Here is a 16,411-nt window from a genome sequence, read left to right as displayed (position 1 = left end):
CTGGGTGGCTAGTCTTCACGCGTGACCACCGAGTTGGCTCTGTTGTCCGAAGTCGCCTGTCGTGGGCGGGGGATCACCGCTCCCCGGCTGCGGGGGCTGGTGGCGTTGCTCGCCGGGGACCTGCGGGCCGGGTGCAGTACCGGGCGGCTGGTGGAGGGGCTGTGGCCGGACGGGCTGCCGGAGCGGCCCGGCAAGGCCGTGCAGGTGCTGGTGTCGCGGCTCAGGGCGCAGGTGGGCGGGGAACTGGTCGTCAGTACACCGACGGGGTACCGGCTCGCGCTGGACGAGGCGCAGGTCGACAGTTCCGCCCTGCTGCTGCACGAGGCGGCGAGCGCCGCGCGGGCGCGGGCCGGGGATCACGCGGGTGCCCTGGCGCAGGCCGAGGCGGGCCTGGCCCTGTGGGACGGGAGCGTGGGAGCCGGGGCGGGCGAGGACCTGCACGATCCGGTGGTGGCGCTCCGCACCGACCGGCTCCGGGCACACCGCTCGCTCGTGCGCTCCCGTGCGCTCGCGCTCGCCCGGCTGGGGCGGCGGGAGGAGGCCACGGCGCCGCTGGCCGAACTGGCCCGGGAGCTGCCGCGGGACGAGGAGGTGCTGGCGGAGCTGTTGCGGTGCGAGGCGGACACCGCGGGCCGGGCCGCCGCGCTGACCCGGTACGACGCCTATCGGCGGGGGTTGCGCGAGGAGCTGGGTACCGATCCGGGTCCCGGGCTCAGGGCCCTGTACCAGGAGCTGCTGAGCGCGGACGCGCCCCGGGTCCGGCAGGGCGTGCCGCACGAGCCGAATCCGCTGCTGGGGCGGAGCGCCGACATCTCGGCCGTGGCGGGGATGCTGCGCGTGGCCCGGGTGGTCACCGTCGTCGGCCCCGGCGGGCTGGGCAAGACCCGGCTGTCCCATGCGGTGAGCCGCGCTGCCGAGCAGCCCGTGGTGCACTTCGTCCCGCTGGCCGGTGTCACCGCCGACGACGACGTGGCCGCCGAGGTGGCCGCGGCGGTGGGCGCGGGCGAGGGCCGGCAGTTCACCGGGGGCGGCGACGCGGTGAGCGGCATCGTCGGCGCGCTGGGGGCGGGGCCCACGCTGCTGGTGCTGGACAACTGCGAGCAGGTGATCGGCGGTGTGGCCGACCTCGTCCAAGCGCTGGTGTCGCGGTCGAAGGAGCTGCGCGTCCTCGCGACCAGCCGGGCCCCGCTGGGGCTGACCTCGGAGTCCGTGTACGCCCTGCCGGAGCTGTCCCTCGCCACCTCGGTCGAGCTGTTCGAGCAGCGGGCGCGGGCGGCCCGGCCCGGTGTGGACCTGCCCGCCGACCGGGTCGCCGAGATCTGCCGCCACCTGGACGGGCTGCCGCTCGCCGTGGAACTGGCCGCGGCCCGGGTGCGGGTGCTCTCGGTGGCCGACATCGCGCGCCGTCTGCGGGACCGTTTCGCGCTGCTGCGCGGCGGCGCCCGGGACGCGCCCGAGCGGCACCGCACGCTGCACGCCGTGGTCGAGTGGAGCTGGAACCTGCTGGAGCCCGACGGCCGGGCCGCGCTGCGCGCGCTGTCGGTGTTCCCGGGCGGCTTCGCCGAGGACGCGGCGGAGTACCTGCTCGGCGGGACGGGGGACACGCTGTCCCTGCTGGAGCAGCTGGCCGGCCAGTCCCTGATCAGGGTGGACGACGGCCCGTCCGGCACGCGGTTCCGCATGCTGGAGACCCTGCGCGAGTTCGGCGCCGCCCGGCGGGCCGAGGCCGGCGAGGAGGAGGCGGTGACCGACCGGTTCCTGCGCTGGGCCCGGGACTTCGGCCGCGAGCACAACGACGTGCTGTTCAGCAGCGACCCGGCACCCTCCTGGACCCGCATACGGGCCGAGCAGGACAACCTCGTCCTCGCCCTGCGGTACGCGCTGGCCCGCTCCGACGGGCCCACCACCACCGCCCTCACCGCCGTACTGGCCTCCCTGTGGGCCACCGACTCCCACTTCACCCGGCTCGCCGCCCTCATCGCCGACACCGGCGGGCCGCTGTCCCGCTTCCGTCCCGGCCCCGAGGACGTCGAACCCGCCCGCACCGCGGCGGCCGTCTGCACGGCCAGCCTCTTCATGGCCCACGGCCCGCACGCGGTACGGCAGTTGGTGACGCTGCGCCGGCTGCCGCCCGCCCCGCCGGACACGCTGCTGCGGGCGCTGGCCGTCGTGCTGTGCGCCGTACCGGACATCCACCCGCCGGAGTACGCGCTGCTGCGGGAGCTGTGCGACGCGGAGGAACCCCTGCTGGCGGGTGTGGCGGCGTGCTTCGCCAGCTACGTGTGGGACGCGGCGCACGAGACGGAGCGCGCTCTGGAGTACGCCCGCCGGATGCTCGACGCGCTGGAGCCGCTCGCCAACCCCACCATGCAGCTGCTCTGTCACGGGCGGATCAGCGAGCTGTGCCTCCAGTCCGAGCGGGGCGCCGAGGCGTACGACCATCTGCGCGCCGCGCTCGGTGCGCTCGACCGGTTCGGCGACTGGTCGGACTCGGTGGGTGTGCGCTGGGGGCTGGTGCTGGCCTGTCTGCAGCGCGGGGAGGTGGACGAGGCGGAGTACTGGCTGGGGCTGGCGGCCCTGGAACAGCCGCCCGAGTCGCCGCAGATCTACACCCCCGACCTGCTGGCCCGGGCGGAGATCGCGCTGGCCCGGGGGCTGACGGAGGTCGGGCTCGGTCTGTGGCGCCGGGCGGCGGAACGGGTGCGGGAGGACAGCGTGCTGCATGCCGGTGATCCGTTCGTGCATCCGTGGTCGCTCCAGGTGCAGTCGGTCGCGCTGGCGGCGCACGCGCAGCACGGCCGGCTGGAGCCGGTGGCCGGGCTGGCCGGGCAGCTGCGGGAACGGCTTGTGGGGATGCTGTCCGGCGCGTCCGGCGCGTCCGGCGCGTCCCACGTGGGCGGCGCGGAGGGCGCGTCCACCTCCGGCTCCCCCGGCACCTCCAGCTCCTCCGGCTCGCCCGGCTCCCCCGGCCCCTCCGGCTCCCCGAGCCCCGCGACCCCGTCCGCCTCCCCCGGCCCCTCCGGCTCCCCGAGCCCCACGCCCCCGTCCGCCTCCCCCGGCCCCTCCGCCGCCGGCTCCCCCGTCGAACTGCCGGTCTACGGCACGGTGTTGCTCGCGCTCGGGCTCGCCGGGCTCGCCAGGGGCGAGACGTCGGCCGTGCGGCTGGTGGCGCTGGCGGAGCGGATGCCGGTGGTGCGGGACTTCCCGACCCTGTCCTCGGCCCGGTCCCGGCAGGCCGCGGAGAACGCCGACAGGGCGGCGTACGCCGACGCGAGGTCGAGGTACGCCGCCCTGGGGCGGGAGGAGCTGCGGGCGGCGGCGCTGCGGGAGCTGAGCGGCGGGTGAGCCCCGAGGGGCCGAGCGCCGGCCGAGCGCCGCCGGCCTCACCGCCGCGGCTCCCGGTTGAACCGCGCCTTGGACCACAGGTAGCCCAGCACGGTCAGCCCCAGGCACCAGGCGACGGCGAGCACGGCGTTCCTCGTGCCGATGCCGCTGCCGAGCAGCAGTCCGCGCAGGGTCTCGATGGCGGGCGAGAACGGCTGGTACTCGGCGAACCAGCGGAACCAGCCCGGCATGGCGTCCACCGGCACGAACGCGCTGGACAGGAACGGCAGCATCACCAGGGGCGTCCCGGTGTTGCTGGCCCCCTCGGCGTTGGGGCTCACCAGGCCGATGCCGACCGCGAGCCAGGTCAGCGCCAGGCTGACCAGCGTCATCAGCCCGGCGGCGGCGAGCCACTCCAGCGGCGTCGCGTCGGGCCGGAAGCCGATGGCCAGGCCGATGCCCAGCAGCAGCACCAGGGCCATCAGCGTCTGGATGACACTGCCGAGCACGTGGCCGATCAGCACGGAGGCGCGGGAGATCGCCATGGTGCGGAACCGGGCCATGATGCCCTCGGTCATGTCGGTGGCCACCGACACGGCGGTGCCGAGCGAGGTCATGCTCACGGTCAGCAGCAGGATGCCGGGGACCAGGTAGGCGACGTAGTCGGCGCGGTCCGCGTGTCCGCCGTTGATGCCGGCGCTCATCACGTCGCCGAAGACGTAGACGAAGAGCAGCAGCAGGATGACCGGGGTGAGCAGGAGGTTGAGGGTCAGGGAGGGGTAGCGGCGGGCGTGCAGCAGGTTGCGCCGCAGCATGGTGAGGTTGTCGCGGAAGGGCTGGGCGGCGGCGCTCATCGGGCGGTCTCCTTGTCGGTGGACTGGGCGGGCACGGGGGTCGCGGTGAGGGCGAAGAACACGTCGTCCAGGTCCGGGGTGTGGACGGACAGTTCGCCGGCCTCGATGCCGGCGGCGTCGAGCCAGTCGAGGATGGCGCGCAGTTCGCGCGGGCTTCCGTCGCTGGGGATCTGGAGGGTGAGCGCCTCGTCGTTCCGGGTGGCCTCGCGCAGCGCGGTGGCCGCCTGCTCGTACGCCTGCGGGTCGGAGAAGCGCAGCCGCACGTGTCCGCCGGGGACGAGCCGCTTGAGCTGCTCGGCGCTGCCGTCGGCGACGATCCTTCCTCCGTCGAGCACGGCGATCCGGTCGGCCAGCTGGTCGGCCTCCTCCAGGTACTGGGTGGTGAGGAAGACGGTCGTGCCGCCGGAGACCAGTTCGCGGATGATCTGCCACATGGTGTGGCGGGAGCGCGGGTCGAGGCCGGTGGTCGGTTCGTCCAGGAAGATGATCCGCGGGCTGCCGACCAGGGTCATGGCGATGTCGAGGCGGCGCTTCATGCCGCCGGAGTAGGTGGAGGCGGGTTTCTTCGCGGCCTCGGTGAGGTCGAACCGTTCCAGCAGCCCGGCGGTGACGCGCCGTCCCTCCTGGCGGGAGAGGTGGTGCAGGTCCGCCATCAGGAGCATGTTCTCCTCGCCGGTGATCAGCCCGTCCACGGCGGAGAACTGACCGGTGACCCCGATGGCGGCCCGCACCGCCTGTGCCTCGGTGGTGAGATCGTGCCCGGCGATCCGTGCCTGTCCGCCGTCGGCGGAGATCAGCGTGGACAGGATGCTGACCGCCGTGGTCTTGCCGGCACCGTTGGGCCCGAGGAGGGAGAAGACGGTGCCGGCGGGCACGTGGAGGTCGATGCCGTCGAGGACGGTCTTGTCCCCGTAGGACTTGCGCAGCCCGGTGGCCGCGATCGCGAGTTCGTCCGCGTTCGTCGTCGTCATGCCGCAGAGCGTGCGGCCCGGGCGGTTCAGCGTGGCTTCAGCGCGGTTTCAGCCGCCCGGGGGCGGGACCGGGGCGGTGAAACCCGCGGTCCCACGCGTGGTGCGGGTCATGAGCCGGCGCGGAGCCGCCGGTCCCGTCACCCCTTCGCCACCAGCTCCTTGAGCGCGGTGTTGAGTTCCAGGACGTTCACCCGGGGTTCCCCGATGAAGCCGAGGGTGCGTCCGGTGGTGTGGGCCCTGACCAGGTGCTCGACCCGGGGGACGGGCAGGTGGTTGCGTGCGGCCACCCGGCGGACCTGGAGTCGGGCGTAGGCCGGGGAGATGTCCGGGTCCAGGCCGGAGCCGGAGGAGGTGACGGCGTCGGCGGGGACCTGGGAGGGCTTGACCGGGTGGCCGGGGACCGAGTTGTCCCGCACCACGGCGGCCTTGGCGTCCTCGACCTGTTTGAGGAGCACCTTGCTGTCGGCGGCGAGGTTGGTCGCGCCGGACAGGATCAGCTTGTACTGCTTGTTGACCGAGTTCTGTCCGAGGCCGTCGGCGGGGCGGGGCTGGAAGTACCTGAGGCCGTAGTCCTGTTGGCCGATCAGGGACGAGCCGACGACCTTGCCGTCCGCCCTGGTCTCGGAGCCGTTCGCCTGGTGTGCGAACAGCGCCTGGGCGACACCGGTGACCGCCAGCGGATACAGGACGCCGGTGAGCACGGTCAGCGCCAGCAGGGCCCGCAGCCCCGCGCCGAGCAGCCGCGCGGTGTGCGCGAAGGTGTGGTTCATGTCCTTCACCGGATCCCGGGGACGAGTGAGACGATCAGGTCGATGATCTTGATGCCGGCGAACGGCGCGATCAGTCCGCCGACGCCGTAGAAGGCGAGGTTGCGCCGGAGCATCCGGTCCGCGCTCATCGGCCGGTACCGCACGCCCCTCAGCGACAGCGGCACCAGCGCGATGATGATCAGCGCGTTGAAGACGACGGCCGACAGGATCGCGGAGTCGGGCGAGGACAGCCGCATGATGTTCAGCTTGTCCAGGCCCGGGTAGACCGCCGCGAAGAGGGCCGGGATGATCGCGAAGTACTTCGCGACGTCGTTGGCGATGGAGAACGTGGTCAGCGCGCCCCGCGTGATCAGCAGCTGCTTGCCGATCTCCACGATCTCGATGAGCTTGGTCGGGTCGGAGTCGAGGTCGACCATGTTGCCGGCCTCCTTGGCGGCCGACGTGCCGGTGTTCATCGCCACGCCGACGTCCGCCTGGGCGAGGGCCGGCGCGTCGTTCGTGCCGTCGCCGGTCATCGCGACCAGCTTGCCGCCGGCCTGCTCCCGCTTGATGAGGGCCATCTTGTCCTCGGGGGTGGCCTCGGCGAGGAAGTCGTCCACGCCCGCCTCCCCGGCGATGGCCTTCGCGGTGAGCGGGTTGTCGCCGGTGATCATGACCGTCCTGATGCCCATGCGGCGCAGTTCCCCGAACCGCTCGCGCATGCCCTCCTTGACGACGTCCTTGAGGTGGATGACGCCGAGGACCCGTGCCCCGCCGGCGTCGTCGACGGCGACGAGCAGCGGCGTGCCGCCGGCCTCGGAGATCCGGTCGGTCAGTGCCCGGGCGTCCCCGGCGACCTCGCCGCCCCGATCCTCCACCCAGGCGATGACGGAACCGGCGGCGCCCTTGCGGACGCGGCGCCCGCCGACGTCCACACCGGACATGCGGGTCTGGGCGGTGAAGGCGATCCACTCGGCTCCGGCCAGTTCGCCCTGGTGGCGCTCGCGCAGCCCGTACCTCTCCTTCGCCAGCACGACGATCGAGCGGCCCTCGGGCGTCTCGTCCGCCAGCGAGGAGAGCTGGGCCGCGTCGGCCACCTGGGCCTCGGTGGTGCCGCGCACCGGCACGAACTCCGCCGCCCGGCGGTTGCCGAGGGTGATGGTGCCGGTCTTGTCCAGCAGCAGGGTGGAGACGTCACCGGCGGCCTCGACCGCACGGCCCGACATGGCGAGGACGTTGCGCTGCACCAGCCGGTCCATGCCCGCGATGCCGATCGCGGAGAGCAGGGCGCCGATGGTGGTCGGGATCAGGCAGACCAGCAGGGCGACCAGGACGACCAGGGTCAGGTGCGTGCCCGCGTAGGCGGCGAACGGCGGCAGTGTGGCGCACGCCAGCAGGAAGACGATGGTCAGCGAGGCCAGCAGGATGTTCAGCGCGATCTCGTTCGGCGTCTTCTGCCGGGCCGCGCCCTCGACCAGGCCGATCATCCGGTCGATGAAGGTCTCGCCCGGCTTCGTCGTGATCCTGATGACGATCCGGTCGGACAGCACCTTCGTACCGCCCGTGACCGCGCTGCGGTCGCCGCCGGACTCACGGATGACCGGCGCGGACTCGCCGGTGATCGCCGACTCGTCCACCGACGCCACGCCCTCGACGACATCGCCGTCGCCGGGGATCACGTCGCCGGCCTCGCAGACCACCAGGTCGCCGATCCGCAGCCCGGTGCCGGGCACCCGCTCCTCACGGTCCCCGGCGATCCGCCGCGCCACCGTGTCCGTCCTGGCCTTGCGCAGGGTGTCGGCCTGCGCCTTGCCCCGGCCCTCGGCGACCGCCTCCGCCAGGTTGGCGAAGAGCACGGTCAGCCACAGCCAGGCGCTGATGGTCCAGCCGAACCAGTCGCCCGGGTCCTGGAAGGAGAAGGCGGTGGTCAGCACCGACCCGATCCAGACCACGAACATCACGGGCGACTTGACCATCACCCGCGGGTCCAGCTTGCGGAACGCCTCCGGCAGTGCCCTGACCAGCTGCTGGGGATCGAACAGACCGGCTCCGACACGGCCTTGCGCGGGCCGGTGCGCGGTCGGCACGTCGCTGCCCGGTGCCCGGGTGGGTGTGACTGTGGACATGGAGTCCTCTGGCTTCTTCGTACGGGTGGTCATCACGCGAGCCCTTCCGCGAGCGGTCCCAGCGCCAGGGCCGGGAAGTACGTGAGACCGGTGATGATCAGGATCGCGCCCACCAGCAGGCCGCTGAACAGCGGTTTCCCGGTGTGCAGGGTGCCCGCGGTGACCGGCACCGGCCGCTGCCCGGCGAGCGAGCCGGCCAGCGCCAGGACGAAGACCATGGGCAGGAACCGGCCGAACAGCATGGCGAGCCCGGTCGTGGTGTTGAACCAGTCGGTGTTCGCGTTGAGCCCGGCGAAGGCCGAGCCGTTGTTGTTGGCGGCGGAGGTGAAGGCGTACAGCACCTCGGAGAACCCGTGCGCGCCGGAGTTGAGGAGCGAGTGCGGCGGGGTCGGCAGCGCCATGGAGGCCGCGGCGAGGACCAGCACCAGCGCCGGGGTGACGAGGAGGTAGCAGGCGGCGAGCTTCATCTCCCGGGCGCCGACCTTCTTGCCCAGGTACTCGGGCGTACGGCCCACCATCAGGCCGGCGAGGAACACCGCGATGACCGCCATGACCAGGATGCCGTAGAGGCCGGAGCCGACACCGCCGGGCGCGATCTCGCCCAGCATCATGCCCAGCATCGTGATGCCGCCGCCGAGGCCGGTGAAGGAGGAGTGGAAGGAGTCCACCGCGCCGGTGGAGGTGAGCGTCGTCGACACCGCGAAGATCGAGGAGCCGCCGACCCCGAAGCGGACCTCCTTGCCCTCCAGCGCACCGCCCGCGGCCTGGAGCGCCGGGCCGTGGTGGGTGAACTCGGTCCACATCATCAGGGCGACGAAGCCCAGCCAGATGACGCCCATGGTGGCGAGGATCGCGTAGCCCTGCCGCACCGAACCGACCATGACGCCGAAGGTCCGGGTCAGGGAGAACGGGATGACGAGGATGAGGAAGATCTCGAAGAGGTTGGTGAACGGGGTGGGGTTCTCGAAGGGGTGGGCGCTGTTGGCGTTGAAGTAGCCGCCGCCGTTGGTGCCCAGTTCCTTGATGGCCTCCTGCGAGGCGACCGCGCCGCCGTTCCACTGCTGGGAGCCGCCCATGAACTGCCCCACCGCGTGGATGCCGGAGAAGTTCTGCAGCACCCCGCAGGCGACCAGCACGACGGCGGCGACCGCCGCGAGCGGCACCAGGACGCGCACGGTGCCGCGCACCAGGTCGGACCAGAAGTTGCCCAGTTCACCGGTGCGGGACCGCGCGAAGCCGCGCACCAGCGCCACGGCGACGGCGATGCCGACGGCGGCCGAGACGAAGCTCTGCACGGCCAGGCCGGCGGTCTGCACGACGTGACCCATCGTCTGCTCGCCGTAGTACGACTGCCAGTTGGTGTTGGTCACGAACGACACGGCCGTGTTGAAGGACTGCGCCGGGTCGACGGAGGAGAAGCCGAGCGAGCCGGGCAGCACGCCCTGGAGCCGCTGGAGCAGGTAGAGGAAGAGGACGCCGGCGGCCGAGAAGGCGAGGACCGCGCGCAGGTACGCGGGCCAGGTCATCTCGGTGTCGGGGTCGGCACCGATGCCCTTGTAGATCCACTTCTCCACGCGCAGGTGCCGCGGTGAGGAGTAGACCCGGGCCATGTAGGTGCCGAGGGGGACGTAGGCGAGCGTGAGAGCGCCTAGGAGGGCGAGCAGCTGGAGCACGCCGGCCGGTACGGGACCCATGGGGCGCTCAGAACCTCTCCGGGAAGACCAGGGCGAGGACGAGATAGCCCAGCAGGGCGACGGCCACGACCAGGCCGACGACGGTCTCGGCGGTCACAGCTTCGTCACCCCCTTGGCGACGAGGGCCACGAGCGCGAAAGCCGCGAGCACGGTGAGGACGAAGGCCGTATCGGCCATCGCGGACTCCTGAATGAGGTTCGGCGAAACGGACGCTACGAGGAGAACTCCCGGCCGGCCCGAACGCATCACCCGTTGACGGCCCTCTTACGGCCGCCCGTGCGGCCTTGACGCGGCTCTTACGCCTCCGGCCCGCGGGGGGTCACCCCGTGCCGTGAGGTCGCGCCGGTCAGGGCGCGGCACGGCGCACCCCCCGCCCGGTCAGGACGATCACGGCTGAGACGGAGGCGGTCCCGGCGAGGCTGCCGATCGCGACCAGGCCCACGCCGATCACGAAGAGGCCGCTGGCGTCGTCCGACCAGTCGTACCAGGCCGCGGCCGTCAGCCCGGCCGTGGTGCCGAGGACCGCGCTCGCGGTGAGCCCCCGGGACACGGCCCAGTACACCGGCACCAGCAGCGTGAGCACCAGCCCGATCACCTGCCAGGTCTCGTACGGGCCGGTCGTCGAGCCGTCCGCGTGGACGTCCCGCCGCTGGTCCCAGCCCAGCCAGGCGGCCCACGCCGCCAGAGCGACCAGGGCGGACGCGAGGGCCGGGAGCATCCGGAGAACAGGCTTCAGGAGTTCTTGGCGCATGCCTCCAGCCTTCCGGTCCGCACCGGCACCGCCCAGAGTGCGCGTACTCAGATGCGCCCGAGTACCCCGGCGGACCCCGCCCCGGGTACCTCGGCGGACCGGAGTGCCCGAGGAGCCCGGCGCGGCCGGGATCTAGGCTTCCTGACATGAAGGAAGCCCCGTTGAACTTCTGGTCGCTCTACAGCCACGGCTTCGCGCGGGTCGCCGCGTGCACCGGCCACACCGTCATCGCCGACCCGCGGGCCAACGCCGAAGCGGTCCTGCGCCTGGCACGCCGGTGCGCGGACGAGGGCGTCGCCGTCGCCGTCTTCCCCGAGCTGGGCCTGACCGGCTACTCCATCGAGGACCTGCTGCTCCAGGACGCGCTGCTCGACCAGGTCGAGGCCGCCCTGCGGACCGTCGTGGCCGGGTCGGCGGAGCTGCTGCCGGTGCTGGTGGTCGGCGCCCCGCTGCGCCACCGCCACCGGATCTACAACTGCGCGGTGATCGTGCACCGCGGCCGGATCCTCGGTGTCGTACCGAAGTCGTACCCGCCGACCTACCGCGAGTTCTACGAGCGCCGGCAGATCGCCGACGGGCACGACGAGCGGGGCGGGACGATCCGGGTCGCGGGGGCCGAGGTGCCGTTCGGGATGGACCTGCTGTTCGCCGCCGAGGACGTGCCCGGGCTGGTGCTGCACACGGAGATCTGCGAGGACATGTGGGTGCCGGTGCCGCCGAGCGCCGAGGCGGCCCTGGCCGGGGCGACGGTGCTGGTCAACCTCTCCGGCAGCCCGATCACGGTCGGCCGGGCCGAGGACCGCAAGCTGCTGTGCCGCTCGGCGTCCTCGCGCTGCCTCGCCGCGTACGTCTACGCTGCGGCCGGCCTCGGCGAGTCGACCACGGACCTGTCCTGGGACGGGCAGACCATGATCTACGAGAACGGGGTGCTGCTCGCCGAGACCGAGCGCTTCCCGCTCGGCGACCAGTACGCGGTCGCGGACGTGGACCTCGACCTGCTGCGGCAGGAGCGGCACCGGATGGGCACCTTCGACGACAACCGCCGGACCCACGCCGCCCGCACCGGTGACTTCCGCACCGTCTCCTTCGAGCTGGACCCGCCGCTCACCGACCTCGGGCTGCGCCGGCGCGTGGAGCGCTTCCCGTTCGTGCCCGCCGACCCCGAGCGGCTCGCCCTGGACTGCTACGAGGCGTACAACATCCAGGTCGCCGGGCTCCAGCAGCGGCTCGCGGCGATCGGCGGCCCCAAGGTCGTCATCGGCGTGTCCGGCGGTCTGGACTCCACGCACGCGCTGATCGTCGCCGCCCGGGCGATGGACCGCGCGGGCCGGCCGCGCAGCGACATCCTGGCCTTCACCCTGCCGGGCTTCGCCACCAGCGACCACACCAAGGACAACGCGCACAAGCTGATGCGGGCGCTCGGCGTCACCGCGGCCGAGCTGGACATCACGCCGACCGCGCGGCTGATGCTGAAGGAGATCGGGCACCCCTTCGCCTCCGGCGAGCCGGTGTACGACGTCACCTTCGAGAACGTGCAGGCCGGTCTGCGCACCGACTACCTGTTCCGGCTGGCCAACCAGCGCGGCGGCATCGTCCTCGGCACCGGCGACCTCTCCGAGCTGGCGCTCGGCTGGTCCACGTACGGCGTCGGCGACCAGATGAGCCACTACAACGTCAACTCCGGGGTGCCGAAGACCTTCATCCAGCACCTGATCCGCTGGGTCATCAACAGCGGTCAGTTCGACGAGGAGACCGGCGGAATCCTCGCCGCGATCCTGGACACCGAGATCAGCCCGGAGCTGGTGCCGGGCGAGGAGATGCAGTCCACCGAGTCGAAGATCGGCCCGTACGCGCTGCACGACTTCACCCTCTTCCACGTGCTGCGCTACGGCTTCCGGCCCTCGAAGATCGCCTTCCTGGCCTGGCACGCCTGGCACGACGCGAAGTCGGGCGCCTGGCCGCCGAACTTCCCCGAGGCCAAGCGGGTGGCGTACGACCTGCGCGAGATCCGGCACTGGCTGGAGGTGTTCTGCCGCCGCTTCTTCGCGTTCTCGCAGTTCAAGCGCTCGGCCATGCCGAACGGCCCGAAGGTGTCGGCGGGCGGCTCCCTCTCCCCGCGCGGCGACTGGCGGGCCCCCTCGGACGGCAACGCGGAGGTGTGGCTCAGGGACCTCGCCCGCTTCGACTTCGACGGCGCGGCGGCCGGCCGGTAGCCGGGGCCGGGCCGACCGCCGGTCAGGTGTTCCAGGTCTCGTCGTAGGGGTCGCGCGGGGCCTGCACCGGACGCGTCGCGGTGACCTTCAGGTAGGGGATGGGGCCGTCGTTGACCGGGTCGTGGGTGAGCCCGGGGGCGTACGTGCCCGTCACCTCCAGCCAGGCGTCCGGGCGCAGGACCGGCGGCAGCGCGCCGGTCAGCGCGATCTTCACCGGCTGGGCGTCCGCGGCACAGCAGTTGAGGGCCATGCGGACCAGGTAAGGCCGGCCCGCGTGGTCCAGGGCCAGGAAGCCGGTGACCCGGACGGCACGGCCGTGCAGGGAGCGGCCGTGGCCGTAGGCCGCGCGGGAGGCGTAGTCGACGACGGACAGCGGCACCGGGTCGCCCGCCGGCAGCGGGCCGTAGCCGTACGGCTTCTGCAGGGCCGTGCCGGAGCGCAGGGCGCTGTAGGAGCCGAGGGCCGGCGGTGCGATCAGGATCAGGGCGAGGAGCGGCAGCAGGAGCAGCCAGGCGACACGCGGCTCGGGGTGCCGGTGCCGCTCCCGGTCGCGCCGGCGCTCGTACCAGGCCGTCGCCAGGGCCGCCGCGATCAGCACCGCGCCCGCGGCCAGCAGCAGCGGGCGCAGGCCCGCCTTGACGTACCTCAGGTACAGGTCGGTGGTGCCCGCGTGCAGCAGCGCGCCGCCGAGCAGGAACAGGACGGCCGCCTGGGCCTGGCGGTTCACAGCAGCACCGCCCCGGTCAGCACGGCGCCCGCGACGGCCAGCGCGAAGGTGGCGGGCGCGAACCGGAGCGCGAAGCCGCGGCCGAAGGTCCCGGCCTGCATCGCGAACAGCTTGAGGTCGATCATCGGGCCCACCACCAGGAACACCAGCTTGGCCGTCGGGGAGAACTGGGTGAGGGAGGCGGCGACGAACGCGTCCGCCTCCGAGCAGATCGACAGCAGGACGGCGAGCACGGCGAGGGCGAGGACCGAGACCAGCGGGGTGCCGGCGGCCGTGCGCAGCCAGTCCGCCGGGACCACCGCCTTCAGCGTGGCCGCGGCCGTCGCGCCCAGCACCAGGAAGCCGCCCGCGTGCATGACGTCGTGCCGGACCGCGCCCCAGAACGCCTCCCCCTTCGTCGCTCCCTCGTGCGCGCCGTGGGCCGGGGTGCGCAGCCAGTCCGTCCGGCCCAGCCGCTGCCACAGCCAGCCCATCGCGCAGGCCACCAGCAGGCTCGCCAGGAACCGGGCCAGGACCATCTCCGGGTGCCCGGGGAAGGCCACGGCGGTGGCGGTCAGCACCACCGGGTTGATCGCGGGCGCGGAGAGCAGGAAGGCCAGGGCGGCGGCCGGGGTCACGCCCCGGCGGACCAGGGCGCCCGCCACCGGCACCGACGCGCACTCGCAGCCCGGCAGCACCGCGCCCGCGACCCCCGCCACCGGCACGGCGAGGGCGGGCCGGCGCGGCAGGGCGCGTGCGAAGAAGGACGCCGGGACGAACACCGCGATCGCCGCCGACAGCAGCACACCCAGCACCAGGAAGGGCAGTGCCTGGACGGTCACCGCCACGAACACGGTGGTCCAGCTCTGCATCAGCGGGGTGCCGAGGGCCCCGCGGATCGGCGACTGCGCGAGCACGGCGGTCAGGAGGGTCAGGGTGAGCGCCAGCGGGGAGCTGAGCCGCCGGCTCCGCGGGGGCCCGGCACGGCCGACGTCCGTATCCGGCGGGGCGTTGTCGGTGATGGTCACGGCGGTTCCCTCCGGCTGCTGCTCTCCCTCCCCTCCCCTACGCGGGCCCCGGCACGGGCGTTCAGACCGCCGCTGGAACCACCCCGCTCCTTGGTGCACTCTTTTCCCTCGTGGCGAGCGTTCCGTATCAAGGGGGGCCGGGATCCCGGCCGGCGCACATGGTGGTGTGCGGGGACGACGGTCTCGCGCACCGGCTGGCCGCCGAGTTGCGCGGAGTGTACGGCGAGCAGGTCACCCTCGTCGTGCCGCCGGACGAGCGCACCGTGCGGCCCCCGGTGGTCGGCCGCGCCCGGTCCGCGTCGGCCGCGCTGTTCGACCGCGTCGTCAGCGCCGCCGTGGGCACCGTCGGCCGCTCCGGCCCGGGCGGGCAGGGCGCCGGCACGCCGGCCGGCCAACCCCCCGACGGGGAAGGGGTGCTGGAGGCCGCCGAGCTGACCGAGGCGGTGCTCGCCGAGGCCGGGGTGGCCCGGGCCGCCGCGCTGGCCCTGGTGTACGACGACGACGAGACCAACATCCGGGCCGCCCTGACCGCCCGTCGGCTCAACCCCCGGCTGCGGCTCGTCCTGCGCCTCTACAACCGGCGGCTGGGCCAGCACATCGAGGAACTCCTCGACCAGGCCGCCGCGCTGGCCGCCGGGGACGACGGCGGCCCGGGCACCGTCACCGAGGCCTCCACCACCGTGCTGTCCGACGCCGACACCGCCGCACCCGCGCTGGCCGCCACCGCCGTCGCCGGCACGAGCAGGGTCGTGCAGACCGAGGGCCTGCTGCTGCGGGCCGTGGAACGGCCGCTGTCCGTGGACGGTCCCGACACCGGGCTGCACACCCTCGCGCTGCTCTCGGGCGGCGACCCGGCCGGGGCCGACGGCCCGTACGGCGCCGGGGAACAGCAGCCCCGGCTGCTCCCCGACGACGAGGAGGTCCGGCAGGCCGCCGGACGGCAGGCGGTGGTGCTGGAACACGTCTCCGCCCCGGCCGGTGGCGAGTCCGCCGCGCCCGCCCGTCGCGCGATGACCGGCGTGCCCCCGCTCGGCTCCCTGTTCTCCCGGCGGCTGCGCTGGACCCTCGCCGTGCTCGCCGGCTGTGTGGTGGGCCTCGCCGTCGCCCTGTGGGTGGTCACCGGCATCCATCCGCTGCGCGCCTTCTACATCACCCTCCTCGACCTGTTCGCGATCGACGACCCGGCCCTCAGACAGCCCCTGGGCCGCCAGCTCCTCCAACTCCTGTCCGCGCTCGTCGGGTTGCTCCTGCTGCCGGTGCTGCTGGCCGCGGCGCTGGAGGCGTTCGGCACCTTCCGCACCGCCTCCGCCCTGCGCAAGCCGCCGCGTGGCCTGAGCGGGCACGTCGTCCTGCTCGGGCTCGGCAAGATCGGCACCCGGGTGCTGACCCGGCTGCGGGAACTGAACATCCCCGTGGTGTGCGTCGAGTCCGACCCGGAGGCGCGGGGCCTCGCGACCGCCCGCCGGCTGCGGGTGCCGGTGGTGCTCGGGGACGTCACCCAGGAGGGCGTCCTGGAGGCCGCCCAGATCCAGCGGGCCCAGGCCCTGCTCGCGGTGACCAGCTCCGACACCACCAACCTGGAGGCCGTGCTCTACGCGCGGACCGTACGGCCCGATCTGCGGGTGGTGCTGCGGCTGTACGACGACGACTTCGCCACCGCCGTGTACCGCACCCTGCGCACCGCCTACCCGCAGGCGCTGACCCGGAGCCGGAGCGTCACCCACCTGGCCGCCCCCGCGTTCGCCGGGGCCATGCTGGGGCGGCAGGTGCTCGGGGCCGTGGCCGTGGAGCGCAGGGTGCTGCTGTTCGCCGCGGTGGACGTGGACGGGCATCCCCAGCTGGAGGGGCGCACCGTGCGGGAGGCCTTCCGGGCCGGGTCCTGGCGGGTCCTGGCGTTGCTGGGCCGCGCCGACACCGCGTCCTCCCATGTGCTGGGGAAGGGCGACCGGGTGGTCGTCGCCGCCACCCGGAGAGGCCTCGCGGAGCTGCGCTGAC

General features: G+C 73.5%; 12 protein-coding genes. 3 read left to right on the top strand and 9 right to left on the bottom strand.

Features of this window, described 5'->3' with window-relative positions; genetic code table 11:
* Positions 1-21: 21 nt before the first annotated feature.
* On the top strand, positions 22-3,345 hold the full coding sequence (locus AB0946_RS10290; protein WP_366760133.1) for a BTAD domain-containing putative transcriptional regulator: 3,324 nt from the start codon (positions 22-24) through the stop codon (positions 3,343-3,345).
* A gap of 38 nt (positions 3,346-3,383) precedes the next feature.
* On the opposite strand, the gene AB0946_RS10285 is transcribed toward AB0946_RS10290, so the two are convergent.
* The 7 genes from AB0946_RS10285 to AB0946_RS10255 form a co-directional block, all read right to left on the bottom strand.
* Positions 3,384-4,178, bottom strand: a complete 795-nt coding sequence (locus AB0946_RS10285; RefSeq protein WP_366760132.1) for an ABC transporter permease — start codon at positions 4,176-4,178, stop codon at positions 3,384-3,386.
* The gene (locus AB0946_RS10280) at positions 4,175-5,149 is read right to left on the bottom strand and encodes an ATP-binding cassette domain-containing protein (protein WP_366760131.1); all 975 of its coding nucleotides are present in this window, start codon (positions 5,147-5,149) and stop codon (positions 4,175-4,177) included. Before AB0946_RS10280 ends, AB0946_RS10285 begins: the two co-directional genes overlap by 4 nt.
* Before the next feature lie 137 nt (positions 5,150-5,286).
* Positions 5,287-5,919: a potassium-transporting ATPase subunit C gene (locus AB0946_RS10275; RefSeq protein WP_366760130.1), complete on the bottom strand. Its 633-nt coding sequence runs from the start codon at positions 5,917-5,919 to the stop codon at positions 5,287-5,289.
* A 5-nt stretch (positions 5,920-5,924) separates the two neighbouring features.
* Positions 5,925-8,024 carry a potassium-transporting ATPase subunit KdpB gene (gene kdpB, locus AB0946_RS10270; RefSeq protein ID WP_366760129.1) on the bottom strand — a complete coding sequence of 700 codons (2,100 nt, stop codon included), beginning with the start codon at positions 8,022-8,024 and terminating at the stop codon, positions 5,925-5,927.
* Between the two features lie 32 nt (positions 8,025-8,056).
* Positions 8,057-9,718, bottom strand: a complete 1,662-nt coding sequence (kdpA, locus tag AB0946_RS10265; RefSeq protein WP_366760128.1) for a potassium-transporting ATPase subunit KdpA — start codon at positions 9,716-9,718, stop codon at positions 8,057-8,059.
* A gap of 7 nt (positions 9,719-9,725) precedes the next feature.
* Complete coding sequence (kdpF, locus tag AB0946_RS10260; protein ID WP_037629700.1) at positions 9,726-9,815, bottom strand: K(+)-transporting ATPase subunit F; 90 nt, start codon at positions 9,813-9,815, stop codon at positions 9,726-9,728.
* Positions 9,816-10,064: 249 nt separating this feature from the next.
* Complete coding sequence (locus AB0946_RS10255) at positions 10,065-10,469, bottom strand: hypothetical protein (protein ID WP_366760127.1); 405 nt, start codon at positions 10,467-10,469, stop codon at positions 10,065-10,067.
* 146 nt (positions 10,470-10,615) lie between these two features.
* Here AB0946_RS10255 and AB0946_RS10250 point away from each other — a divergent pair, with 146 nt between their 5' ends.
* A complete protein-coding gene (locus AB0946_RS10250) occupies positions 10,616-12,682 on the top strand; it encodes an NAD(+) synthase (RefSeq protein ID WP_366760126.1) in 2,067 nt (688 codons plus the stop codon).
* A 22-nt stretch (positions 12,683-12,704) separates the two neighbouring features.
* Here the strand turns inward: AB0946_RS10250 and AB0946_RS10245 are convergent, their stop codons facing one another.
* Positions 12,705-13,409, bottom strand: a complete 705-nt coding sequence (locus AB0946_RS10245; RefSeq protein ID WP_366760125.1) for a TIGR03943 family protein — start codon at positions 13,407-13,409, stop codon at positions 12,705-12,707.
* The gene (locus tag AB0946_RS10240) at positions 13,406-14,416 is read right to left on the bottom strand and encodes a permease (RefSeq protein ID WP_366760124.1); all 1,011 of its coding nucleotides are present in this window, start codon (positions 14,414-14,416) and stop codon (positions 13,406-13,408) included. The genes AB0946_RS10245 and AB0946_RS10240 overlap by 4 nt, the downstream gene beginning before the upstream one ends.
* A 158-nt stretch (positions 14,417-14,574) precedes the next feature.
* On the opposite strand from AB0946_RS10240, the gene AB0946_RS10235 reads away from it, so the two are divergent.
* Positions 14,575-16,410 (top strand): NAD(P)-binding protein, encoded by a 1,836-nt coding sequence (locus AB0946_RS10235; protein WP_366760285.1) that lies wholly within the window; start codon positions 14,575-14,577, stop codon positions 16,408-16,410.
* Position 16,411 lies beyond the last annotated feature (1 nt).

The organism is Streptomyces sp. NPDC046870, from assembly GCF_040704595.1.
GTDB lineage: Bacteria > Actinomycetota > Actinomycetes > Streptomycetales > Streptomycetaceae > Streptomyces > Streptomyces argyrophylli.
Note: the sequence above shows the minus strand (reverse complement) of the source record. Positions and strands in the feature narration are given on the sequence as shown.

Excerpts from the sequence above, each read along its gene's own strand:
- AB0946_RS10285 (WP_366760132.1), bottom strand. The coding sequence starts at position 4,178 with ATGAGCGCCGCCGCCCAGCCCTTCCGCGACAACCTCACCATGCTGCGG.
- AB0946_RS10280 (WP_366760131.1), bottom strand. The coding sequence starts at position 5,149 with ATGACGACGACGAACGCGGACGAACTCGCGATCGCGGCCACCGGGCTG.
- AB0946_RS10275 (WP_366760130.1), bottom strand. The coding sequence starts at position 5,919 with ATGAACCACACCTTCGCGCACACCGCGCGGCTGCTCGGCGCGGGGCTG.
- kdpB (WP_366760129.1), bottom strand. The coding sequence starts at position 8,024 with ATGTCCACAGTCACACCCACCCGGGCACCGGGCAGCGACGTGCCGACC.
- kdpA (WP_366760128.1), bottom strand. The coding sequence starts at position 9,718 with ATGGGTCCCGTACCGGCCGGCGTGCTCCAGCTGCTCGCCCTCCTAGGC.
- AB0946_RS10255 (WP_366760127.1), bottom strand. The coding sequence starts at position 10,469 with ATGCGCCAAGAACTCCTGAAGCCTGTTCTCCGGATGCTCCCGGCCCTC.
- AB0946_RS10250 (WP_366760126.1), top strand. The coding sequence starts at position 10,616 with ATGAAGGAAGCCCCGTTGAACTTCTGGTCGCTCTACAGCCACGGCTTC.
- AB0946_RS10235 (WP_366760285.1), top strand. The coding sequence starts at position 14,575 with ATGGTGGTGTGCGGGGACGACGGTCTCGCGCACCGGCTGGCCGCCGAG.